The sequence below is a fragment of the Pseudomonas sp. BJP69 genome (assembly GCF_007633355.1).
Lineage (GTDB): Bacteria > Pseudomonadota > Gammaproteobacteria > Pseudomonadales > Pseudomonadaceae > Aquipseudomonas > Aquipseudomonas juntendi.
The window spans coordinates 4935696-4957775 of the sequence record NZ_CP041933.1 but is presented as its reverse complement, the minus strand read 5'-3'; the positions used below and the strand labels follow the sequence as shown (position 1 = coordinate 4957775).

General features: G+C 60.3%; 17 protein-coding genes, 2 tRNA genes and 2 pseudogenes. 16 read left to right on the top strand and 5 right to left on the bottom strand.

The genetic code is table 11. From position 1 onward, the window contains the following. Positions 1-21: 21 nt before the first annotated feature. The 8 genes and pseudogenes from FPB55_RS23220 (at position 22) to FPB55_RS23180 (ending at position 7781) form a co-directional block, all read left to right on the top strand. Positions 22-1314: an adenylosuccinate synthase gene (locus FPB55_RS23220; RefSeq protein WP_009681301.1), complete on the top strand. Its 1293-nt coding sequence runs from the start codon at positions 22-24 to the stop codon at positions 1312-1314. A gap of 249 nt (positions 1315-1563) precedes the next feature. Beyond that, entirely contained in the window at positions 1564-3504 is a 1941-nt protein-coding gene (locus tag FPB55_RS23215; protein ID WP_144189416.1) for a methyl-accepting chemotaxis protein, read from the top strand. 186 nt (positions 3505-3690) lie between these two features. After that, positions 3691-4143 (top strand): DUF2867 domain-containing protein, encoded by a 453-nt coding sequence (locus FPB55_RS23210; RefSeq protein WP_144189414.1) that lies wholly within the window; start codon positions 3691-3693, stop codon positions 4141-4143. 249 nt (positions 4144-4392) lie between these two features. Next, positions 4393-4542 (top strand): annotated as a pseudogene (locus FPB55_RS23205) (type VI secretion system tube protein Hcp); the annotation flags it as partial. A gap of 572 nt (positions 4543-5114) precedes the next feature. Then, entirely contained in the window at positions 5115-5489 is a 375-nt protein-coding gene (locus FPB55_RS23195; RefSeq protein WP_009681296.1) for a hypothetical protein, read from the top strand. A 452-nt stretch (positions 5490-5941) separates the two neighbouring features. Next, positions 5942-6429: pseudogene (locus FPB55_RS23190) on the top strand (type VI secretion system tube protein Hcp). Between the two features lie 9 nt (positions 6430-6438). Next, positions 6439-7410, top strand: a complete 972-nt coding sequence (locus tag FPB55_RS23185; protein ID WP_144189412.1) for a hypothetical protein — start codon at positions 6439-6441, stop codon at positions 7408-7410. Further along, positions 7407-7781: a hypothetical protein gene (locus FPB55_RS23180; protein ID WP_144189410.1), complete on the top strand. Its 375-nt coding sequence runs from the start codon at positions 7407-7409 to the stop codon at positions 7779-7781. Before FPB55_RS23185 ends, FPB55_RS23180 begins: the two co-directional genes overlap by 4 nt. A gap of 64 nt (positions 7782-7845) precedes the next feature. On the opposite strand, the gene FPB55_RS23175 is transcribed toward FPB55_RS23180, so the two are convergent. The 4 genes from FPB55_RS23175 to FPB55_RS23160 form a co-directional block, all read right to left on the bottom strand. Continuing rightward, positions 7846-9411, bottom strand: coding sequence for an iron ABC transporter permease (locus FPB55_RS23175; RefSeq protein WP_029885896.1), 1566 nt, complete (start codon positions 9409-9411; stop codon positions 7846-7848). Next, positions 9411-10424 carry an extracellular solute-binding protein gene (locus FPB55_RS23170; protein ID WP_009681291.1) on the bottom strand — a complete coding sequence of 338 codons (1014 nt, stop codon included), beginning with the start codon at positions 10422-10424 and terminating at the stop codon, positions 9411-9413. The genes FPB55_RS23175 and FPB55_RS23170 overlap by 1 nt, the downstream gene beginning before the upstream one ends. A 172-nt stretch (positions 10425-10596) precedes the next feature. After that, positions 10597-10683 (bottom strand) — tRNA-Leu (locus tag FPB55_RS23165). Positions 10684-10770: 87 nt separating this feature from the next. Next, positions 10771-10857, bottom strand: a tRNA-Leu gene (locus FPB55_RS23160). A gap of 272 nt (positions 10858-11129) precedes the next feature. Here FPB55_RS23160 and rnr point away from each other — a divergent pair. The 8 genes from rnr (at position 11130) to FPB55_RS23120 (ending at position 20932) form a co-directional block, all read left to right on the top strand. Further along, a complete protein-coding gene (gene rnr, locus FPB55_RS23155) occupies positions 11130-13709 on the top strand; it encodes a ribonuclease R (protein WP_144189408.1) in 2580 nt (859 codons plus the stop codon). Further along, on the top strand, positions 13706-14452 hold the full coding sequence (gene rlmB, locus FPB55_RS23150) for a 23S rRNA (guanosine(2251)-2'-O)-methyltransferase RlmB (protein WP_029887883.1): 747 nt from the start codon (positions 13706-13708) through the stop codon (positions 14450-14452). The genes rnr and rlmB overlap by 4 nt, the downstream gene beginning before the upstream one ends. Positions 14453-14759: 307 nt before the next feature. After that, positions 14760-15185, top strand: coding sequence for a 30S ribosomal protein S6 (rpsF, locus tag FPB55_RS23145; RefSeq protein WP_003249557.1), 426 nt, complete (start codon positions 14760-14762; stop codon positions 15183-15185). A 28-nt stretch (positions 15186-15213) separates the two neighbouring features. Then, positions 15214-15444 (top strand): 30S ribosomal protein S18, encoded by a 231-nt coding sequence (rpsR, locus tag FPB55_RS23140; RefSeq protein WP_003249563.1) that lies wholly within the window; start codon positions 15214-15216, stop codon positions 15442-15444. Between the two features lie 33 nt (positions 15445-15477). Continuing rightward, positions 15478-16341 carry a hypothetical protein gene (locus FPB55_RS23135; RefSeq protein ID WP_144189406.1) on the top strand — a complete coding sequence of 288 codons (864 nt, stop codon included), beginning with the start codon at positions 15478-15480 and terminating at the stop codon, positions 16339-16341. 20 nt (positions 16342-16361) lie between these two features. Further along, positions 16362-16808 carry a 50S ribosomal protein L9 gene (gene rplI, locus FPB55_RS23130; protein WP_003249568.1) on the top strand — a complete coding sequence of 149 codons (447 nt, stop codon included), beginning with the start codon at positions 16362-16364 and terminating at the stop codon, positions 16806-16808. Positions 16809-16921: 113 nt separating this feature from the next. Beyond that, complete coding sequence (gene dnaB / locus FPB55_RS23125) at positions 16922-18319, top strand: replicative DNA helicase (RefSeq protein WP_009681285.1); 1398 nt, start codon at positions 16922-16924, stop codon at positions 18317-18319. Positions 18320-18628: 309 nt separating this feature from the next. Beyond that, entirely contained in the window at positions 18629-20932 is a 2304-nt protein-coding gene (locus FPB55_RS23120; RefSeq protein ID WP_054912811.1) for a YgiQ family radical SAM protein, read from the top strand. A gap of 426 nt (positions 20933-21358) precedes the next feature. Here the strand turns inward: FPB55_RS23120 and FPB55_RS23115 are convergent, their stop codons facing one another. Continuing rightward, positions 21359-21946, bottom strand: coding sequence for a TIGR00730 family Rossman fold protein (locus tag FPB55_RS23115; protein WP_029885726.1), 588 nt, complete (start codon positions 21944-21946; stop codon positions 21359-21361). Between the last annotated feature and the right edge of the window lie 134 nt (positions 21947-22080).

The window sequence follows — 22080 nt, the reverse complement described above, 5'->3', positions numbered from 1 at the left end:
GCGTGAATGAGGACCAATGTAATGGGTAAGAATGTCGTCGTCCTGGGCACCCAGTGGGGTGATGAGGGCAAAGGCAAGATCGTCGATCTGCTGACCGAACATGCTGCCGCCGTAGTGCGCTACCAGGGTGGCCACAATGCGGGCCACACCCTGGTGATCAACGGTGAAAAAACCGTTCTGCACCTGATTCCGTCCGGCATCCTGCGTGAAGGCGTACAGTGCCTGATCGGCAACGGCGTGGTCGTTGCCCCGGATGCGCTGATGCGTGAAATCACCAAGCTGGAAGAGAAGGGCGTACCGGTGCGCGAGCGCCTGCGCATCTCCCCGGCAGCGCCGCTGATCCTGTCGTACCACGTGGCCCTGGACCAGGCCCGTGAAAAAGCCCGTGGCGAAGCCAAGATCGGCACCACTGGCCGCGGCATCGGCCCAGCCTATGAAGACAAGGTCGCCCGCCGCGGCCTGCGCGTGGGTGACCTGTTCCACCGCGAGCGTTTCGCTGCCAAGCTCGGTGAGCTGCTGGATTACCACAACTTCCAGCTGGTGAACTACTACAAAGAGCCGGCCATCGACTTCCAGCAGACCCTGGACGAGTGCATGGCCTACGCTGAACAGCTCAAGCCGATGATGCTCGACGTCACCGCCGAGCTGCACAACCTGCGCCGCGCCGGCAAGGACATCATGTTCGAGGGCGCCCAGGGTTCGCTGCTGGACATCGACCACGGTACCTACCCGTACGTCACCAGCTCCAATACCACGGCTGGTGGTATCTCCACCGGTTCCGGCGTGGGCCCGATGTACCTGGACTACATCCTGGGCATCACCAAGGCCTACACCACGCGCGTGGGTTCCGGTCCGTTCCCGACCGAGCTGTTCGACGAAACCGGCGCAACCCTGGCCAAGCGTGGCCACGAATTCGGCTCCACCACCGGCCGTGCTCGCCGTTGCGGCTGGTTCGACGCCGTGATCCTGCGTCGCGCCATCGACGTCAACAGCATCTCGGGCATCTGCCTGACCAAGCTGGACGTGCTCGACGGCCTGGAAACCATCAACATCTGCGTTGGCTACAAGAACGAGAACGGTGCCGTCATCGACGCACCTTCCGATGCCGACAGCTACATCGGCCTGGAGCCGGTGTACGAAGCGATGCCAGGCTGGAGCGAGTCGACCCTGGGCGTCAAAACCCTGGAAGAGCTGCCGCAGGCTGCACGTAACTACATCAAGCGCATCGAAGAGTTGGTCGGCGCCCCGATCGACATCATTTCGACCGGCCCTGACCGCAACGAGACCATCGTCCTGCGTCATCCGTTCGCCTGATCTGCCCTCCAGGCTGATCTGACGCCGTGGCCCTGAAAGGGGCTGCGGCGTTTTTGTTTGCGGCGTATGCCTGCCTTGAGCGCTGTGGGCTTTCTGTGGAAGCTGGCTTGCCGGCGATAGGACCAACCCAGGCAACCCCGTTGCTCAACCTTGGCGCATATCCCTGCTCCCCCCGGCACAACCCTTGCTGTAAGAAACATCTGACGATGCCATCAAAATAGTGGCGCCAGAAAACACGAGGGTTACAACGTGTCTGCCATCCTCTCACTGTTACGAAGCCGCCTTCTGCGGCCTGTGTTTGTTGCCCTTGGTATCGCGCTTTTGGTGCAGGTACTGGTTGCCGTTGCCCTCACCCGCAGCACGGTGACTGCCCTTGAGGCCGACCTTGGCGAGCGCCTGGGTAATGACAGCCGCCAACTCGCCAGCGAGCTGGAGCAAGCCGGGCAGGATGTACGTTCGGGCCTCGACGGCCTGTCCAGTAGCACTCGCCAGCGCCTCAGCGCGGGGTTGGCGACGCGCCTGCAAAGCGAGCAGCAGCAACTGCGCAGCACCCTGGAGAAGAACCTCAAGGATTCGGCCAGCGACATGGCCGAGTTACTGGCCTCGGTCGCCCCGCGGGCGATCTGGGATAACGACGTGCCGGTACTCTCCGACTTCGCCCGCCGCGCCCAGCGCAATCCCAATGTGCTGTTCGTGATCTACGACGACGCCCAGGGGCAGCACCTGACCCGCTACCTGAACCGGCAAAACCCGATCAACCAGGCGTTGATGGAGAAAGGCCAAGGCGAGCGCGCGCTGGACAAGGTGATCGACGCCGCCCGGCGCGACCCGGCGGTGTACTTCGTGGAAGCGCCGATCAACCCCAATGGTGCGGAAATCGGCAAAGTGGTCATGGGGGTTTCCACCGCAGGCATCGACCAGGAACTCAAGGCCCTTGACCAGCGCTTTTCGGCGCTGATTGCCAGTGGTGAGCAGTTGGTTGGCGACAGCCTGAACGGTGCTGCCGCCGACAGCGGCAACACCCTGCGCGAACGTCTGGAGAAAGCACAGGGCAGTGCAGCGGCAATGCAGGCCAATACCGCGCAGACCGTACGCGATGCCGCTGCCGAGCTGCGTTGGCGCATCGGTCTGGGCTTGGCGGTGGTGGGGCTAGGTGTATTGCTGGTCGTGGTCGTGGCCGTGGTGCTGGGGCGCCGGGTGCTGAGCAAGTTGCGCCTGTTGATAACTGCCCTGAATGACCTTGCGGCCGGCGAGGGCGACCTGACCAAGCGCGTGTCGCTCGACAGCCGCGATGAAATTGGCGACATGGCCTCGGCGGTGAACCGTTTTGTCGACAAGCTGCAGCCAATCGTGCGGGAGGCGGGCGAAGTGGCGCAGCGTACCGGCGTAGAAATAGGCGCGATGGCCCAGCGCAATGCCGGCGCCGATGCTGCTGCCGCGCTGCAGCGTGATGAAGTGGCAGCCAGCCTGCGCGACCTGTCGAGCATGGCTGACGAAGCCCAGGCCGAAAGCCATGCGATGCAGGCGGCTCTGCAGCAGGTGGTGGATATTCGCCAGGCCACCGACGAGAACAGCCGCAGCTCGACCCAGCTGGCGAGCTTGATCGAGAACCTGGCCGGCCAAGTGGAGACGGGCTCCCAGGTGATCGAGCGCCTGGCCAAGCAGAGTGAGCAGATCGAAGTGGTGCTGACGGTTATTCACGGCATCGCCGAGCAGACCAACCTGCTGGCCTTGAACGCCGCCATCGAGGCGGCCCGGGCAGGCGAGACCGGGCGCGGGTTTGCCGTGGTGGCCGATGAGGTGCGGGCGCTGGCGAGCAAGACACAAAGCTCCACTGGCGATATACAGTCGCACATCGCCGCGTTACAGAAGGGCGCCAAGGAGGCCGTGGCTACTATCAGCCAGGCCGGGCTCAAGGCCAGTGAAGGCCTGTTGGTGCTGCGCGACAACGAACGTCGCCAGCAGTCGGTGCAGGCTGCGGTGGAGCAAGTTCACGCGGCCATTGGTTTGGCGACTCGCGCTGCCGAACAACAGGCCCATGGCGCACAGGCGGTGCGGGGGCGGGTGGAGAACATCCATGCCCAGGCCGAACGCTCGGCTGAGGTGGTGATGCAGACCACGGCCAGCAGCAAGGTGCTGGATGACTTGGCGGCTCAGCTACGCGCCAGCCTGGGCCAGTTCCGGGCCTGAATCCTGCGCAGTCTCTTCTTGTGGGAGCGGCCTTGCGTCGCGAAAGGACCGCAAAGCGGTCCCAGGATATTCGCGTAAACACATCTATTGCTGGGGCCGCTTCGCGGCCCTTTCGCGACACAAGGCCGCTCCTACAGCAAGTCATGTTGCTATGCTGTCAGCGACACATGACAAAGGGAGTTGCTCATGTCCGCCCAATTGGTCGCCGCCCAGGCAGACCTCGATTTTCTCCACAGTGCCAGCATACAGCTCACTGCCCCGATGACCGCCCTGCAAGCCTACTGCGCCATGACCTCGGATGTTCCCGCCTGGCTGGCCAAGGCCTTCCGCATTCGTGACTTCATCTCGCGTCGATTCAATGTCGCCGATATCCATGGCTTCACTCCCCAGAATCCTGGGCATGTGCCAGCCGACGGCGAGCATCTGGACTTCTTCACTGTCGAGGCCATCAGCGACCAGCAACTGGTGCTGACGTCGCGCGATACGCACTTGGCGGTGATGGTCTGCATGGATGTGAATGGGCAGCGCTTGAAAGTGACCACGTCGGTGCTGTGTTTCAATGCCTTTGGCCGGCTGTACATACTGCCGGTTGGCCAGGTACATGGCCTGATCGTGCGTCGGATGTTGGCGAATTTGTAGACAGCGCTGAATATGAAGGTGAAACATTCATTTACGTGATCAAGTCTGCATCTTCCTCAAAATTGTAGGATATTTCCCGAATAGGTCTCGTTAGAATGTTTGCTGTTGCAGGGCTAGACGCAGGGAGCTAGTGTCGATCTTGCCTGAAGGCACTCGGCAAACTTCGCCGCTTTCTTCAGGAACAACCTCAGGACGGCGATGTCGGAACATCGTCGTTATCAGCCCAATTTTTACCAAGGAGAGGTAAGCATGGCTTTCGATGCTTATATTCAAATCGCGGACATCACTGGCGAAGCACTGGACGAGCAGTACGCCAACTGGATCGAAATCATCGGCTACAAGTTCGGTGCCAATCAGAGCACCTCTGCCACCGCAAGCTCAGCGGGTGGCGCATCTTCATAGAGAGTATTTGAATCACGGTACGTTGAAAGAACGTAACGATTTTTATGCGAAGCGCACAGCTTTGTTTCTGAAGTTGGAGGCGCAATTGGATGGCATGGCCGCATATGGGGCAGGGTTGCGAAGCAGGGGCAAGATCAAGAGGGCGCTTGGTATATCTACAAAGAGTTTTCTGCATACTGGCGAAATTAGCGGTTACTCAGAAAAGATAGCGGGTGTGGCGAGAGCCGCTAGTTGGATTAAAAAGGGGACGTATGTGGGCATGGCGCTGGATTTGGCGTCAACGGAGTTATCGATTCGTCAAGCTTGCATGCTCGGTCGAGAGGATGATTGTCGAAGAGTTAAGTATATCGAGCGAAGTTCATTGGCCGCTAGCTGGGGGATTGGAGGTGCGATTGGATATGTTGGGGCAGCATTGGCCCAATGGTCTGTGTTGCGGTAGGTATTCCCACGGGAGGAACGGCAACTATCGCGTGCGCAGTGCTGGGGGGTGCCGCTGGTGGTATGGCTGGTGGGGCGCTAGGAAAAATGGGAGGCGAGACTTTGGGTGAGATTTTTTATGAGGCCGTGCGATGAATAGCCAGCAGGTGGCCGTGCTCGGTGTTTTTTTGATTATTTCACCCTTCTTGATGTTCGCCGTACTGGCCTTTGTTGCGCATCGATGCTTGGGTCGTATCGAATCATACTTGTCGAATAGTCGCATGGTGGTCGTTAATAGGGAGATGTACGGCAGCTCTGGCCTGTTTGGAAGGGTCATGCGCCTCGGCTCAATTTCAGCAATGTTAACAATGAGATCCTTTAGCGTTCGTAAAGGAATGTTAGATGGCGAAGACGTCCGCAAGACTCCAGTCGATCTGAAAAAATTGTTAGTGCGTTTATGGGTTGCTCAGATTCTACTAATTACACTGATCGTACTATTTTTTACTTGGCTGCTGTATTGGCAATAGCCCATAGCCATGGCGTGAGAATTGGGCTTGGTTCATAGTTGTTGTTTCTGGATGGCTACAAGCGTATCCAAAGGAGGTGACGCAATGTTAGCTTCGATGCTGGGTGGTTAGCGCTGGACGCTAGTGTCAGTCGGGCCTGTAGCAAGAGCGCGAGAATGAGTACCGAAGCTTTGACGATAATCGAGTCTATCCTGCTCGCTTGTATGGCAGTCAGCGTGTGTGTGATGGGAGTTTTAAAGTGAACTTGTGATGAGGTCTCAAATACTCAGGCTTGTGCCCAGGCCATATGGCAGCCTGGGCAAGCTTTCAAGCCTTGTTCAGATACATCCGCGTACTCAGCAAATACAACGGCAATCCCGATACCACGATCAACAGTCTTCGGGAGCATCCTCAAGGCGGCGATGTCCGAACACCGTCGTTATCAGCCCAATCTTTACCAAGGAGAGGTAAGCATGGCTTTCGATGCCTATATTCAAATCGCGGAAATCACTGGCGAAGCACTGGACGAACAATACGCCAACTGGATCGAGATCATCGGCTACAAGTTCGGTGCCAATCAGAGCACCTCTGCCACCGCAAGCACAGCGGGTGGCGCATCATCAGGCCGCACCACACTCACCAACTTTACCTTCACCAAATACCTGGACAGTGCTAGCTGCAAGCTACTGGAGGCTAGGTGTGCCGGGCAGCACCTGAAGGAAGTGAAGCTAGTGGTGTGCCGTGCCGGTACCGAAAAGCTCAAGTACTACGAAGTCGTTCTCGAAGAAGTGATCATCGCCGATTACGCCAGAGCGCCAGCGCCGGGGTGCCGATAGAAGTGATTCAATTGAACTACGGCCGCATCAAGACCACCTATACGCGGCAGAAACGCCGCGACGGCAGCGCGGGCGGCAGCGTGACCGGCGGCTGGGACCGCATCGCCAACAAGAAGTACGCGTGAGGTGCGACCATGTCCGAGGCACGCAGCTTTATCAATCCTCAGGCGCAATCGTATGAGTCGCTGAAGGCCGGCACGCCCATGTCGGCCAATCAGCGGGCCAAGTTTGATGTGCTGAATGCACATATCGCCAATGGTGTGGTTGTCGGCGGGGAGCTTGTGATTGTTGGTGATCCCAGCACGCCTATGTGTACGGGTCATGAAGCATTCTTGATGGCGAAGGCGTTTGGGCTTCACCATCAGCTTGAGGTTAATGGCGCTGGGGTAGATGACTTCTTCCTAGATAACTATGAAATGTTGCAGACATTGATTGGGCATGTTTCTACTGGGGTGGGAGTTGCTACTGATGGGTGGAGCAGACATCTGGAGTCCATCAAGAAGACGCTAGAGGAAATTGACGAACTGCATAGAGCATCCTTGGGCGAAGGATCGCTCAGGGCGCGTGATGAGTTTTATGCAAAGCGAGCGGCCTTGTTCCTGACGCTGGAGGGCAAACTCGACAAAATGGCCGCATTCGGATCAGGTTTGCGTAAAGGATCGATCAAGAGGATGCTGGAAATATCCACCAAAAGCTATCTGCATACAGGGGAAATTGCTAGGTATGCAGATAAAGTGACCGGTGTTGCGAGTGCGGCGAACTTGATAAAAAAAGGGACTTATCTTGGCACGGCATTGGAAGTGGCTTCTACAGGCCTCGCCATCCACAAGGCTTGCACTTTAGGTCGAGAGGAAGATTGCAGAAAAGCCAGATATATCGAGACCAGCGCCTTGGCCGGTAGGATTTCTGGTAGCGCCGGTGGTGGGGTAGTGGGAGGTGCGCTGCTAAGCTCTTTGTGTGTAGCGATTGGAATTCCTTCGGCGGGATTTGGAGGGATCACATGCGTCGTTATTGGTGCGGCGGTGGGAGGTAAATATGGAGGGGACTACGGTGGAGAGTGGGCTGGCGGTTTGGGGGAGTTAATTTATGAGAGAGTGCGAGAATGAGTGCCGAAGCTTTGACGATAATCGCGTCTATCCTGCTCGCTTGTATGGCAATCAGCGTGTGTGTGATGGTTTACTTAGCTTGTCGATCTATAGAGGCTATCGAAAAAGCTTTAGCGAAATGCAAGTATATTCAGAGTAACAGGGAAAACTTTTCAGCGGCTGGTCTTGTTGGGAGATTAATGCGTACTTGCCTGGCGGCAAATATGCTGATGATTCCAGGGTTGTTTGTTCGAAAAGGTGTGGCAGATGTTTCAGATCTCGAGAATTTTCCGAGGCCTATTAAAAGAGTTTTGTTGCCGTCTTGGATGGGGCTTGTAGTGTCGACGACCTTGTTCTTTGCTTTCAACTGGCTGGTGGGAGTTTTAAAGTGAACTTATGATGGAGTCTCAAGTACTCAGGCTTGTGCCCAGGCCACATGGCAGCCTGGGCAAGCTTTCAAGCCTTGTTCAGATACATCCGCGTAGTCAGCAAATACACCGGCAACCCCGACACCACAATCAGCAATGCCGCATAAGGCGCCGCCGCCGCGAACTCGACGTTTGCCGTATGCGCCCACACCTCGGTCGCCAGGGTGGTCATGCCGGTCGGGCTGAGCAGCAGCGTTGCCGTAAGCTCTTTCATGGCATCCAGGAACACCAGGGCAAACGCTGCCGCCATTGCCGGGAAGATAATCGGCAGGGTCACCCGGCAGAACGCGGCAAAACTGCTCGCACCCAGCGTACGCGCAGCTTCTTCCAGCGTTGGCGAAGCCTTGTTCAGCGCGGTGCGCACCGGCGATTGCGCCAACGGCAGGAACAGCAGTGCATAGGCCAGCAGCAACAGCGCCGTGGTCTGGTACAGCGCCGGCACATAGTGCAAGGCGAAGAACACCAGGGTCAGGGCGATCACCAGGCCGGGCAGGGCGTGCAGCAGGTACGGCAGGCGCTCGGCCCAGATCGCCAGGCGGCCTTTGTAGCGCACCACCAGGAAGCTGATCGGCAGCGCCAACAGCACGCAGAAGCCGGCACCGCCAAGTGACACCGACAGTGAGGTGAACAGCGCCTTGGAAATGGCCGACACCGGGAATGCCGCTGACGAACCTACGCCAAGCCAGTAGCCGAGCATCGCCAGGGGAATGCCGCTGCCCAGCACTGCCAGGCCCAGGCAGAACAGCTGCGCCGGCACCGCCCAACCACGCAGCCGCACCGGTTGTGCACGGCGTGCCACGCCCTGGCCGATGCGTACATGGCGGGCCTTGCCGCGCACGCGCAGCTCCAGCCACAGCATCACCAGGCACATCGCCAACAGGACGGCAGACAACATGGCCGCGTTTGCGTTGCTGAACTCCAGTTCGAACTGCTGGTAAATCGCCGTGGTGAAGGTTTGCAGGCCGAGAATCGACAGCGCACCGAACTCCACCAGCATGTGCAGGGCAATCAGCAGGGCACCGCCAAGCATCGATGGCCACAGCAGGGGCAGGGTCACCTTGGTGAATACGCCCCAGCGGCTACAACCCAGGGTGCGCGCCGACTCCTCCAGGGAGGTGTCGAGATTGCGCAGGGTCGCGGCCACCGGCAGGAACACCAGCGGGTACTTGGACAGGGCCATGACCATGATCGCCCCGCCCAACCCTTCGAAGTCCGAGCTCAGCGATACCCAGGTGAAGCTGCTGACGAACGACGGTACGGCAAACGGCAGGCACAGCACCACCCCCCACAGCCGGCGACCGGCTAGGTTGCTGCGCTCCAGCAGCCAGGCCAGCGCCAGGCCGACCACCATGCAGGTCAGCGTTACACCGACCATCAGCAGCAGGGTATTGCGCATCAGCCCCCAGACAAAGGGCCGCCACAGCAGGTACAGGGCTTCGTGCCAGCCGGCTTCCCAGGCTTTGATCGCCACATAGGCCAAAGGCAGCAAGCTCATCGCCACCAGAAACAGCACAGGCAGCACGACCCAGATCGAAGGGCGCTTGCGGCGCGGTACGAAGCGTACCGGCAGCGGGGTGGACAGGGCGGCGGTCATCAGAGCAGGCCGACCTCGCGTTCCAGCTCGATGGCTTCTTCGGCATTACCCAGGTCAGCTGGCGAAATCTTCGGCGGGCGCAGTTCATCGAACGGTTTCAGGCCGCGGTCCGAAACCATGCCTTTGTGCAATGGGTACTCCGCGGTGGTCTGGGTGATCACGCGCTGGCCCTCTTCGCTGGCCATCCAGTTGAGCAGGGCCTGGGCCTCTTTCGGGTGCTTGCTGGCCTTCACGGCCGCGGCGCCCGAGATGGTCACCAGATTGCCGGCGTCGCCGTCGGCCAGGTAGTACAGTTTCGAATCGAGCTTGCCGCGCTCACGCTCCAGGGCGTACCAGTAATAGTTGTTCACCAGTACGGCAGCCACTTCGCCTTTTTCCACGGCCTTCAGCGCGACCATGTTGTTGGTGTAGGTCTTGCCGAAGGCCTTCAGGCCGGTCAGCCATTCTTCGGTGGCTTCACGCCCGTGCATCTTCAGGATGGCAACGGCCTGCTCCTGGAACGCACCGCTGGTCGGTACATAGCCTACGCGCCCTTCCCAGTCAGGGTTGGCGAAGTCCATGACGGTGGTCGGCAGGTCTTTCTCGTCGATCTTCTTCGGGTTGTAGACCACCACGCGGGTGCGCGCGGTAACGCCCATCCAGGTGCCGTTGGCAGCCACATATTCCTTGGGCAGCATGTTCAGCGTGGCGTCGTCGATCTTCGCCAGCAGGCCCAGCTCGCCCAGGTTGTTCAGCGGTGGCGATTCTTCGGTGTAGATGATGTCGGCCGGCGAGCGATCGCCTTCCTCGATGATCTGGCTGGCCAGCTGGTTGCTGCTGCCTTTACGGATATTGATGTGGATACCGGTCTTGGCCTCGTAGGCCTTGGCGATGGCTTCGCCGATTTCCTTGTGCTGACCGTTGTACATGGTCAGGGTGACCGGTGCGTCAGCCATGGCGGCCGGAGCGCCGATGACCAGGCTCAGCACGGCGGCGGCCAAGGTACGCATCAGCGGTTGCGGGCGGATCGTCATGCGGGTACTTCCTCGCTTACGGCAACATATTTGGAAACAATGGTAAACGAAATCGTTTCTCATGTGGCCGGGTGACGATAAATTCATCGTCAGACCATGGTGCAAGGGGTGGGGGAGGGTACAAAAATCGCAGGCAAGAAAAAACCCACTAGCAAGCTAGTGGGTTTTTGTATGGTGCCCAGGAGAAGACTCGAACTTCCACGACCGTTAAGTCACTGATACCTGAAACCAGCGCGTCTACCAATTCCGCCACCTGGGCAAAGCTTTACATCATCTGGAGAAGGCGAAAATCGTTCGCTTTCACACAGTAGTAACAGATCCTTGGTCATCTGTTACTTGAAATACTTGGTGCCCAGGAGAAGACTCGAACTTCCACGACCTTGCGGTCACTGATACCTGAAACCAGCGCGTCTACCAATTCCGCCACCTGGGCACACATTCGAGATTATTTGGTGCTTTACAGCGCCGCTAATCTCTATTACAACTTCGGGCTAGTCCGTCGTTGTGGTGCGCACTATACGGACGGCTTGGGGGGCTGTAAACCCCCTTGGCAAAAAAAAATTCAAAAATTTCAACTTGTTGATTCCACTGGCCTATTCCTGCTGTTTACGCACTGCAGCGGGGGCTGTCCAAGGCCGACATTTCCGGTTTCAATACGCCTATGCCAGAATTCCTATCTATATACCCCAAGGTGAACCCCTTCTGATGGCCGATTGGCAATCCCTCGATCCCGAGGCCGCTCGCGAAGCGGAAAAATACGATAACCCCATTCCCAGCCGTGAGCTGATCCTGCAACGCCTTGCCGACCGTGGCGAGCCCGCCGCACGCGAGGACCTGGCGAAAGAATTTGGTCTGTATGAAGAAGACCAGATCGAAGCCTTGCGCCGCCGTCTACGTGCCATGGAGCGCGATGGCCAGCTTATCTATACCCGGCGCGGCACTTATGCCCCGGTAGACAAGCTGGACCTGATCTGCGGCCGCGTCTCTGGCCACCGCGACGGCTTCGGTTTCCTTATTCCAGATGACGGCAGCGAAGACCTGTTCCTCAGCCCGTCGCAGATGCGCCTGGTGTTCGACGGTGACCGCGGCCTGGCGCGCGTGTCCGGCGTGGACCGCCGCGGCCGTCGCGAAGGCGTGCTGGTCGAGGTCATCTCCCGCGCCCACGAAAGCGTGGTCGGCCGCTACTTCGAAGAAGGCGGCATCGGCTATGTGACCCCCGACAACCCCAAGATCCAGCAAGAAGTGCTGGTGACTGCGGGGCGCAACGGTGGTGCCAAGATCGGCCAGTTCGTCGAGATCAAGATCACCCATTGGCCAACCCCGCGCTTCCAGCCGCAAGGCGACGTGGTGGAGGTCATTGGCAACTACATGGCCCCCGGCATGGAAATCGACGTTGCCCTGCGCAGCTACGATATCCCCCATGTGTGGCCCAAGGACGTGATCAAGGAAGCGCGCAAGTTCCGCTCTGAAGTCGAAGACAAGGACAAAGAGAAGCGCATCGACCTGCGTCACCTGCCGTTCGTCACCATCGACGGTGAAGACGCCCGCGACTTCGACGACGCCGTGTATTGCGAGCCGCTGGGCAAGCTGCGCCTGTTCTCCGGTGGCTGGCGCCTGTATGTGGCCATTGCCGACGTGTCCAGCTATGTACGCCTGGGTTCGGCCCTGGACGTAGAAGCGCAGCAGCGCGGCAACTCGGTGTACTTCCCCGAGCGCGTGGTGCCGATGCTCCCCGAGGAGCTGTCCAACGGCCTGTGCTCGCTGAACCCGCACGTCGATCGCCTGGCCATGGTCTGCGAAATGACCATGAACAAGGCCGGCCAGATGGTCGACTATCAGTTCTACGAAGGCGTTATCCACTCCCACGCCCGCCTGACCTACAACAAGGTCAGCAGCATGCTCGAGCACTCGCGCACCCGTGAAGGCAAGGCGCTGCGCGAAGAGTACAAGGCGGTCGTGCCAGACCTGAAGAACCTGTACAACCTGTACAAGGTGCTGGTGGAGGCGCGTCACACCCGTGGCGCCATCGACTTCGAGACCCAGGAAACCCGCATCATCTTCGGTGACGAGCGCAAGATCGCGGAAATCCGCCCGACCGTGCGCAACGATGCCCACAAGCTGATCGAAGAGTGCATGCTGGCTGCCAACGTGGCCACTGCCGAGTTCCTGCAGAAGCACGGCGTGCCAGCCCTGTACCGTGTGCACGACGGCCCGCCGCCGGAGCGCCTGGAAAAACTGCGCGCCTTCCTTGGCGAGCTGGGCCTCAGCCTGCACAAAGGCAAGGACCCGTCGCCGAAGGATTACCAGGCCCTGCTGGCGAGCATCGCCGGGCGCCCGGACTTCCACCTGATCCAGACGGTGATGCTGCGCTCGCTGAGCCAGGCCGTGTACAGCACCGAGAACAATGGCCACTTCGGCCTCAACTACGAGGCTTACACCCACTTCACCTCGCCGATCCGCCGTTACCCGGACCTGCTGGTGCACCGCGCCATTCGCAGCATCATCCGCTCCAAGGTCGACACCCCGCACGTCAAGCGAGCTGGTGCCATGAGCATTCCCAAGGCGCGCATCTACCCGTACGACGAGAACACCCTCGAGCAACTGGGTGAGCAGTGCTCGATGACCGAGCGCCGGGCCGACGAAGCCACCCGCGACGTGGTCAACTGGCTCAAGTGCGAGTTCATGAAAGACCGCGTGGGCGAGACCTTCCCGGGTGTGATCACCGCCGTGACCGGCTTCGGCCTGTTCGTCGAGTTGACCGACATCTACGTGGAAGGCCTGGTGCACGTCAGTGCGCTGCCGGGCGACTACTACCACTTCGACCCGGTGCACCATCGCCTGTCCGGCGAGCGCACCGGGCGCAGTTTCCGCCTGGGCGACACCATCGAAGTGAAGGTCATGCGGGTAGACCTGGACGAGCGCAAGATCGACTTCGAAGTGGCCCAGTCGACCCTGGCGGCACCTATCGGTCGCAAGCAGCGCGGCGCCGCGCCAGCAGCTGACCAGGCCGAGCAGCCGCCGCTGAGCGAGGCGAAGGCCACGCCCAAGCCGCGCAGCCGTAAAAGCGAAGCCGCCGAAGCCTACTTCCCGAAAGACGCCGTGCAGCGTAATGCCGAAGTGCGCAAGAGCCGCGAGATGAAAAAGGCGCTGATGAGCGAGGCGCGCACGGGCGGCCACGCCAGCAGCAAGTCGGACAAAGGTGGCAAGGCCACTGGCAAACCGACCAAGCACCGTAAAGGCCCACCGAAGTCCGGTGCGCCACGCAAGAGCAAGAGCAAGTCATGAGTCAGCTGGAAAAGATCTACGGCGTGCACGCCGTGCAGGCATTGCTGCAGCACCATCCGAAGCGGGTCAAGCAGATCTGGCTGTCGGAAGGGCGCAGCGAGCCACGCCTGCAGGCGCTGTTGGCACTGGCCGCGGAAAACCGCGTGGCGGTTGGCCAGGCCGAGCGCCGCGAAATGGATGCTTGGGTCGAGGGGGTGCACCAGGGCGTTGTCGCCGAGGTCAGCCCCAGCCAGGTGTGGGGCGAACTGATGCTCGAAGAGTTACTCGAGCGCACGGAAACCCCGCCGCTGATCCTGGTGCTGGACGGTGTGACCGACCCGCACAACCTCGGCGCCTGCCTGCGTACTGCCGATGCGGCCGGCGCCACGGCAGTGATCGTGCCCAAGGACAAGTCGGCCACCCTGACCCCGGTGGTGCGCAAGGTGGCCTGCGGCGCTGCCGAGGTCATTCCGCTGGTGGCTGTCACCAACCTGGCGCGTACGCTGGAGAAATTGCAGCAACGTGGCCTGTGGGTGGTCGGCACCGCGGGTGAGGCCGAGCAGGAGATCTACCAGCAAGACCTGACCGGGCCGCTGGTGATGATCATGGGTGCTGAAGGCAAGGGCATGCGCCGCCTCACCCGCGAACATTGCGACTTCCTGGTGAAGTTGCCGATGAGCGGCAGCGTCAGCAGCCTTAACGTATCGGTCGCCACGGGCGTGTGCCTGTTTGAGGCCGTGCGTCAGCGCCAGGCCAAGCGCTGATCTTAAGCCTGTACCGGCCCCTTCGCGGGCACGCCCGCTCCCACAGGTTCGCTGCTGCCTCTGGCAACGCAGCTTTCCTGTGGGAGCGGGCGTGCCCGCGAAGGGGGCTTGACGCCATGTGAATATGTTTCAGGCTGTTCAAATATTCGCCAATTGCCTTGCTTGTGCGCAACGCCTTCTCTACAATTGCGCCCCTTGCCGAGCTGGCAGGCGCTCATGTGCCTCCCCTCCGTGCAAGACATACAGTGTCATTCACTCCTTGTCTGACCAGATTCACTGGCAGACTACTAACCCGTAAGGAGCATTCATGCGTCATTACGAAATCATCTTCCTGGTTCACCCGGACCAGAGCGAACAAGTCGGCGGCATGGTTGAGCGTTACACCAAGCTGATCGAAGAAGATGGTGGCAAAATCCACCGCCTGGAAGACTGGGGCCGTCGTCAACTGGCCTACGCAATCAACAATGTTCACAAGGCTCACTACGTGATGCTGAACGTTGAGTGCACCGGCAAGGCCCTGGCCGAGCTGGAAGACAACTTCCGCTACAACGATGCCGTGATCCGTAACCTGGTCATCCGTCGTGACGAAGCCGTTACCGGCCAGTCCGAGATGCTGAAGGCTGAAGAGAACCGCAGCGAGCGCCGTGAGCGTCGCGAGCGTCCTGAGCATGCTGACTCCGCCGAAGGCGACGACAGCAATGACAGCGACTCCAGCGATAACGCTGACGAGTAATCCACGGACCTTTAGAGGAGCCTATTAAATGGCACGTTTCTTCCGTCGTCGTAAATTCTGCCGCTTCACTGCTGAAGACGTGAAAGAGATCGACTTCAAAGATCTCAACACCCTGAAAGCTTACGTATCCGAAACCGGCAAGATCGTTCCAAGCCGTATCACCGGTACCAAAGCTCGTTATCAGCGTCAGCTGGCTACCGCTATCAAGCGCGCCCGCTTCCTGGCCCTGCTGCCCTACACCGACAGCCACGGCCGCTGAGACCGGGTCGTCGACAAGCAGTAAGGGACTAGCATGCGAGCGTTAGCAAGTTTCATCATGCGCGGTCGTATGCAGGCCACCCTGGTGGTGGTCATCAGCGCGGTACTGCCGCTGCTGTTCTGGTTGAGTGCCGCTGCCGGCAGCCTTGTGCTGCTGCGGCGTGGGTTCAGGGATGCTACATCGGTCATCGTCGGCGGCTTGCTCGCCGGGCTGGCTGTGTGGGTCATGGGCGATCCCATCACCTTTCTGGTGATTGCGGGTGCCCTGGCCTTGGCCGCCATGTTGCGTGCCGAGCATCCCTGGAGCCGGGTGTTGGTCGCCAGTGCCGTGTTCGCCGTGGCTTTCAGCCTCGTGCTTGATCTGGCGCTGGCGCAGACCTTCGATATGCTGGCCAAGGCGTTTGCCGAAGCCATGCCGAAAATCGAAGGGGAGCCCGTGCTCTCCGGTGAGCTGATCCGCCCTGTGCTGGTCGCCTCCACAGCAGTGACGGTGCAATTGTTCAGTGTGCTGGCGTTGATGCTGGCGCGCTATTGGCAAGCAGCGTTGTACAACCCTGGAGGCTTCGGTCGCGAGTTTCGCGAGCTGAAGTTGCCGAAACAGACCATGGCGGTCTTGGTGGCAGTGATGGTGGTGGCGCCGTTTATCGGTCCGCAGTTCATCATTCTGGCATCGGCTTCCAGCCTGGTACTGGTGCTGGCCGGCATCGCGTTGATGCACGGGCTGGTGGCACAGGGGCGACTGGCCGGTTTCTGGCTGGTGGGCATGTACGTGACGTTGCCGCTGATCATGCAGCTGATTTATCCGTTGCTGGTGGTCTTGGCCATTGTCGACAGCCTGATTGATTTTCGCGGTCGCAAGTCCCCCAAGGGGAATGACTCCGCGAACGGTGAAGGTTAAAAGTTAAGAGGTTTTACCAAATGGAACTGATCCTGCTGGAAAAAGTCGCTAACCTGGGCAACCTGGGCGACAAAGTAAAAGTTAAGGCTGGTTACGGCCGTAACTTCCTGCTGCCATTCGGCAAGGCCACCGTTGCCAACGCCGCCAACCTGGCTGCGTTCGAAGAGCGTCGTGCCGAGCTGGAAAAAGCAGCCGCTGACAAGAAAGCTTCGGCTGAAAGCCGCGCTGCCCAACTGGCCGAGCTGGAAGTGACCATCACTGCCACCGCTGGCGACGAAGGCAAGCTGTTCGGTTCGATCGGCACCCACGACATCGCTGACGCCCTGACCGCCTCTGGCGTTGAAGTGGCCAAAGCTGAAGTTCGTCTGCCGAACGGCACTATCCGTCAGGTTGGCGAATACGACGTAGCTGTGCACCTGCACAGCGACGTTGAAGCCACTGTACGTGTGGTTGTCGTAGCTGCCTAAGCTGCGCTGACTGGCTGGCTCCCTGCGAGCCAGGCAGTTAACATCGGGCACGGTCCTGTTTCCTACAGGCCGTGCCCTTTGTCTTTTTCGTCCTCCAGAATTCTTTCGTGGCCATGAACGAGATCACCACTTCCGAACAGCTAGACCTGCAAACCGCAGCCCTCAAGGTGCCGCCGCATTCCATCGAGGCCGAACAGGCCGTGCTCGGTGGCCTGATGCTGGACAACAACGCCTGGGAGCGGGTGCTGGATCAGGTATCGGACGGCGATTTCTATCGGCATGACCACCGCCTGATCTTCCGTGCCGTGCACAAGTTGGCCGACGCCAACCAGCCATTCGACGTGGTTACCCTGCACGAGCAACTGGACAAGGAAGGCCTGTCTTCGCAAGTTGGCGGCCTGGCGTACCTGGCCGAACTGGCCAAGAACACCCCGTCGGTGGCGAACATCAAGGCTTATGCCGCGATCATTCGCGAGCGCGCCACGTTGCGCCAGCTGATCAGCATCAGTACCGACATCGCCGACAACGCCTTCAACCCGCAAGGGCGCAACGCCGAAGAAATCCTCGACGATGCCGAGCGGCAGATTTTCCAGATTGCCGAGGCCCGGCCGAAAACCGGTGGTCCGGTGGGGGTCAACGAGCTGTTGACCATGGCCATCGACCGTATCGACACCTTGTTCAACTCCGACAGCGACATTACCGGTGTATCCACCGGCTTTACCGACCTGGACGAGAAGACCAGCGGCCTGCAGGCGGCCGACTTGATCATCGTTGCTGGCCGCCCGTCGATGGGCAAGACCACCTTTGCCATGAACCTGGTGGAAAACGCCGTACTGCGTACCGACAAGGCCGTGCTGGTGTTCTCGCTGGAAATGCCAGGTGAGTCGCTGATCATGCGTATGCTGTCGTCGCTGGGCCGCATCGACCAGACCAAGGTCCGTTCCGGCCAGCTGGACGACGATGACTGGCCGCGGCTGACTTCGGCGGTGAACCTGCTCAACGATCGCAAGTTGTTCATCGACGACACCGCGGGCATCAGCCCCTCGGAAATGCGCGCGCGCACCCGCCGCCTGGCCCGTGAACACGGCGAAATCGCCATGATCATGGTCGATTACCTGCAGCTGATGCAGATTCCGGGTTCGGCCGGTGATAACCGCACCAACGAAATTTCCGAGATTTCCCGCTCGCTCAAAGCCTTGGCAAAGGAATTCAACTGCCCCGTCATCGCCCTGTCGCAGCTGAACCGCTCGCTGGAACAACGCCCGAACAAGCGCCCGGTGAACTCCGACTTGCGTGAGTCCGGTGCAATCGAGCAGGACGCCGACGTGATCATGTTCGTGTACCGCGACGAGGTGTACCACCCCGAGACCGAGCACAAGGGCGTGGCGGAAATCATCATCGGTAAACAGCGTAACGGCCCGATCGGTTTTGTGCGTTTGGCGTTTATCGGCAAGTACACCCGCTTCGAAAACCTCGCGCCGGGCATGTACAACTTCGATGATGATGAATAACTCACTGTAGGAGCGGCCTTGCGTCGCGATGGGCTGCGCAGCAGCCCCCACACTGTTTGCATTTGCACTGAAATCCTGGGGCTGCTGCGCAGCCCATCGCGACGCAAGGCCGCTCCTACAAGGTGTGCGGTGCGCCCGATGGCCAAGGCTCTGAAAATGTTGCGGTGAGCACCTGGCACCCTTACAACCCCCAAGTCAGCCAACCGTCACCCCACCCACCAATCCCCCACGAATCCAGTCGGATTTGGTCAAAATTTGTGCTATATTTCGCGCCCGCGATTTTCCTGCACACCAGAACCGGTCACTGACATGCAAGCAGCCAAACCACTCTACGACTATCCCAAGTACTGGGCCGAATGCTTCGGGCCAGCACCTTTCCTGCCAATGAGCAGGGAGGAGATGGATCTGCTCGGCTGGGATTCCTGCGACATCATCATCGTGACCGGGGATGCCTACGTCGATCACCCCTCGTTCGGCATGGCCATCATCGGCCGGCTATTGGAAGCCCAGGGTTTCCGCGTGGGCATCATTGCCCAGCCGAACTGGCAGTCCAAAGACGACTTCATGAAGCTCGGCGAGCCCAACCTGTTCTTCGGCGTGGCCGCCGGCAACATGGACTCGATGATCAACCGCTACACCGCGGACAAGAAAATCCGTTCCGACGACGCCTACACCCCGGGCGGCCTCGCCGGTAGCCGACCAGACCGCGCCAGCCTGGTGTACAGCCAGCGCTGCAAGGAAGCCTACAAGCATGTGCCGATCGTACTCGGCGGCATCGAGGCATCGTTGCGTCGCATTGCCCACTACGACTACTGGCAGGACAAGGTTCGCCATTCGATCCTGATCGACGCCAGCGCCGACATCCTGCTGTTCGGCAACGCCGAGCGGGCGGTGGTCGAGGTGGCCCAGCGCCTGTCCAGTGGCGAAAGCATCGAAAGCATCACCGACGTGCGCGGCACCGCTTTCGTGCGCCGTGATACGCCGCAGGGCTGGTACGAAATCGACTCGACCCGCATCGACCGCCCAGGCCGTGTCGACAAGATCATCAACCCCTACGTGAACACCCAGGACACCCAGGCCTGCGCCATCGAGCAGGCCAAAGGCGACCAGGAAGACCCGAACGAAGCCAAGGTGGTACAGATTCTCGACAGCCCGGCGGTCACGCGGGAAAAGTCGGTCATCCGCCTGCCATCGTTCGAGAAGGTGCGTAACGACCCGGTGCTCTATGCCCACGCCAACCGTGTGCTGCACCTGGAGACCAACCCGGGCAACGCCCGTGCACTGGTGCAGAAACACGGTGACGTGGACGTGTGGTTCAACCCGCCACCTATTCCGATGAGCACCGAGGAAATGGACTACGTGTTCGGCATGCCTTACGCCCGTGTACCGCACCCGGCGTACGGCAAGGCGCGTATCCCGGCCTACGAAATGATCCGTTTCTCGGTCAACATCATGCGTGGCTGCTTCGGCGGCTGCACCTTCTGCTCGATCACCGAGCACGAAGGCCGCATCATCCAGAACCGCTCGCACGAGTCGATCCTGCACGAAATCGAAGAGATGCGTGACAAGGTGCCAGGCTTCACCGGCGTGGTGTCCGACCTGGGTGGGCCGACTGCGAACATGTATCGCATCGCGTGCAAAAGCCACGATATCGAAAAGCACTGCCGCAAGCCCTCGTGCGTGTTCCCTGGCATCTGCGAGAACCTCAACACCGACCACAGTTCGCTGATCGAGCTGTACCGCAAGGCTCGCGCCCTACCAGGGGTGAAGAAGATCCTGATTGCCTCGGGCCTGCGCTACGACCTGGCCGTGGAGTCGCCGGAATACGTCAAGGAGCTGGTCACCCACCACGTAGGTGGCTACCTGAAAATTGCCCCGGAGCACACCGAGCGTGGCCCGCTGGACAAGATGATGAAGCCCGGCATTGGTACCTACGACCGCTTCAAGCGCATGTTCGAGAAGTTCTCGAAAGAAGCGGGTAAAGAGCAGTACCTGATCCCGTACTTCATTGCCGCGCACCCGGGTACCACCGACGAAGACATGATGAACCTGGCGCTATGGCTCAAGGGCAACGGCTTCCGTGCCGACCAGGTACAGGCGTTCTACCCGTCGCCGATGGCCTCGGCCACCGCCATGTACCACTCGGGCAAGAACCCGCTGCGCAAGGTGACCTACAAGAGCGAAGGTGTGGAAATCGTCAAGAGTGACGAGCAGCGCCGTCTGCACAAGGCCTTCTTGCGCTACCACGACCCGAAAGGTTGGCCAATGCTGCGCGAAGCGCTACAGCGCATGGGCCGCGCCGACCTGATCGGGCCTGGCAAGCACCAGTTGATTCCGGCGCACCAGCCGCAGACCGACAGCTACCAGAGCGCGCGCCGCAAGAACTCGACCCCGGCGGGCAGCCACAAAGTGGGCAAGGACCAGAAAATCCTGACCCAGCACACGGGCCTGCCACCGCGTGGCAGCGATGGCAGCAAGCCGTGGGACAAGCGCGAAAAGGCCAAGGCCGAAGCGTTTGCGCGTAATCAGCAGGCGGCCAAGGAGCGCAAGGAAGCGGGCAAGGGCGGTGGCGGCAAGGGCAAGAAGCCGCGCCAGCCAGTCATTCCGCGCTGATTTCGGGGGCCGCCTTGCGGCCCAATCGCCGGCAAGCCAGCTCCCACGGGGATCGCATCAGGGCTGACAGGTGTTTGCCACAAGGTATGCAGCGCCTGTTAGAGCGAGCGCCGCCCGCGCGGCGCATCGCGAGCTGCGCTCGCTCCTACGTTTGTTTCGGGCCAATTATTCCTGTGGGATTTGCGCGCGAACGCCTTGGCGCATGCCTCAAAATCGCGTCGTACGAACAAGGCGGCCGCGCGCATCTGGCACAGGGGTTACTGGCCCGAAACAAACGTAGGAGCGAGCGCAGCTCGCGATGCGCCGCGCGGGCGGCGCTCGATCTCACAGGCACTGAAGATGCAGCGGCTACCCTTGCCAGGAACCATAGAATCTCCCACAGGTACAATGCTCGCTTTAGGATTTTGTGCAGCCCCTGAATCTGGTTTAGTCAGGGTTCTTGTCGACCCACTTCGGCGCCACCGGCGCGACAAAGCGGTCCATCGCGGCTAGCAGCTCATCCGGCTGCTGCCCCAGCAACAACATATCCCGGTGCTGCGGGCGCACGAAACCCTCCTCGACGATATGGTCGAGGAACCCGCCAAGCTTGTCGTAGAAGCCGTTCACATCCAGCAGCCCCAGCGGCTTGGCGTGGTAGCCCAGTTGCCCCCAGGTCCAGACCTCGAACAGCTCTTCCAGCGTACCCAGGCCACCCGGCAAGGCGATGAACGCGTCGCTCAACTCGGCCATGCGAGCCTTGCGCGCATGCATGCCATCGACCACTTCCAGCCGCGTCAGGCCTTTGTGGCCGACCTCGGCGTCCAGCAGGCTCTGCGGGATGATCCCTACCACGTCGCCACCCGCTGCCATCGCGGCGTCGGCTACCACACCCATCAAGCCAACAGCGCCACCGCCATACACCAGCGTCCAGCCTCGGCGGGCAATCGCCTGGCCCAGCGCGACCGCCGCCTCACGGTAGGCGGGGTTGCTGCCGATGCTGGCACCGCAAAACACACAAACGGAACGTACGGGCATTACTCACCTCCAGTCACTCAGGGTGACAGGGTACGGTGGCTGACCGTCGCTTCCAAGGCCGGGTTCATTCCGGGCGCGAGAATTCGCAGATCGCGCCGGTAGCACCGTGGGCGTAGGCGGCGAGCAGGCTGTTC

Bases quoted from the DNA above. Each gene is read 5' to 3' on its own strand.
- dnaB (WP_009681285.1), top strand. From the start codon at position 16,922: ATGAACGAGATCACCACTTCCGAACAGCTAGACCTGCAAACCGCAGCC.
- FPB55_RS23135 (WP_144189406.1), top strand. From the start codon at position 15,478: ATGCGAGCGTTAGCAAGTTTCATCATGCGCGGTCGTATGCAGGCCACC.
- rpsR (WP_003249563.1), top strand. From the start codon at position 15,214: ATGGCACGTTTCTTCCGTCGTCGTAAATTCTGCCGCTTCACTGCTGAA.
- FPB55_RS23175 (WP_029885896.1), bottom strand. From the start codon at position 9,411: ATGACCGCCGCCCTGTCCACCCCGCTGCCGGTACGCTTCGTACCGCGC.
- rpsF (WP_003249557.1), top strand. From the start codon at position 14,760: ATGCGTCATTACGAAATCATCTTCCTGGTTCACCCGGACCAGAGCGAA.
- FPB55_RS23170 (WP_009681291.1), bottom strand. From the start codon at position 10,424: ATGACGATCCGCCCGCAACCGCTGATGCGTACCTTGGCCGCCGCCGTG.
- FPB55_RS23120 (WP_054912811.1), top strand. From the start codon at position 18,629: ATGCAAGCAGCCAAACCACTCTACGACTATCCCAAGTACTGGGCCGAA.
- FPB55_RS23185 (WP_144189412.1), top strand. From the start codon at position 6,439: ATGTCCGAGGCACGCAGCTTTATCAATCCTCAGGCGCAATCGTATGAG.
- FPB55_RS23195 (WP_009681296.1), top strand. From the start codon at position 5,115: ATGAATAGCCAGCAGGTGGCCGTGCTCGGTGTTTTTTTGATTATTTCA.
- FPB55_RS23210 (WP_144189414.1), top strand. From the start codon at position 3,691: ATGTCCGCCCAATTGGTCGCCGCCCAGGCAGACCTCGATTTTCTCCAC.
- FPB55_RS23115 (WP_029885726.1), bottom strand. From the start codon at position 21,946: ATGCCCGTACGTTCCGTTTGTGTGTTTTGCGGTGCCAGCATCGGCAGC.
- FPB55_RS23220 (WP_009681301.1), top strand. From the start codon at position 22: ATGGGTAAGAATGTCGTCGTCCTGGGCACCCAGTGGGGTGATGAGGGC.
- rlmB (WP_029887883.1), top strand. From the start codon at position 13,706: ATGAGTCAGCTGGAAAAGATCTACGGCGTGCACGCCGTGCAGGCATTG.
- FPB55_RS23180 (WP_144189410.1), top strand. From the start codon at position 7,407: ATGAGTGCCGAAGCTTTGACGATAATCGCGTCTATCCTGCTCGCTTGT.
- rnr (WP_144189408.1), top strand. From the start codon at position 11,130: ATGGCCGATTGGCAATCCCTCGATCCCGAGGCCGCTCGCGAAGCGGAA.
- rplI (WP_003249568.1), top strand. From the start codon at position 16,362: ATGGAACTGATCCTGCTGGAAAAAGTCGCTAACCTGGGCAACCTGGGC.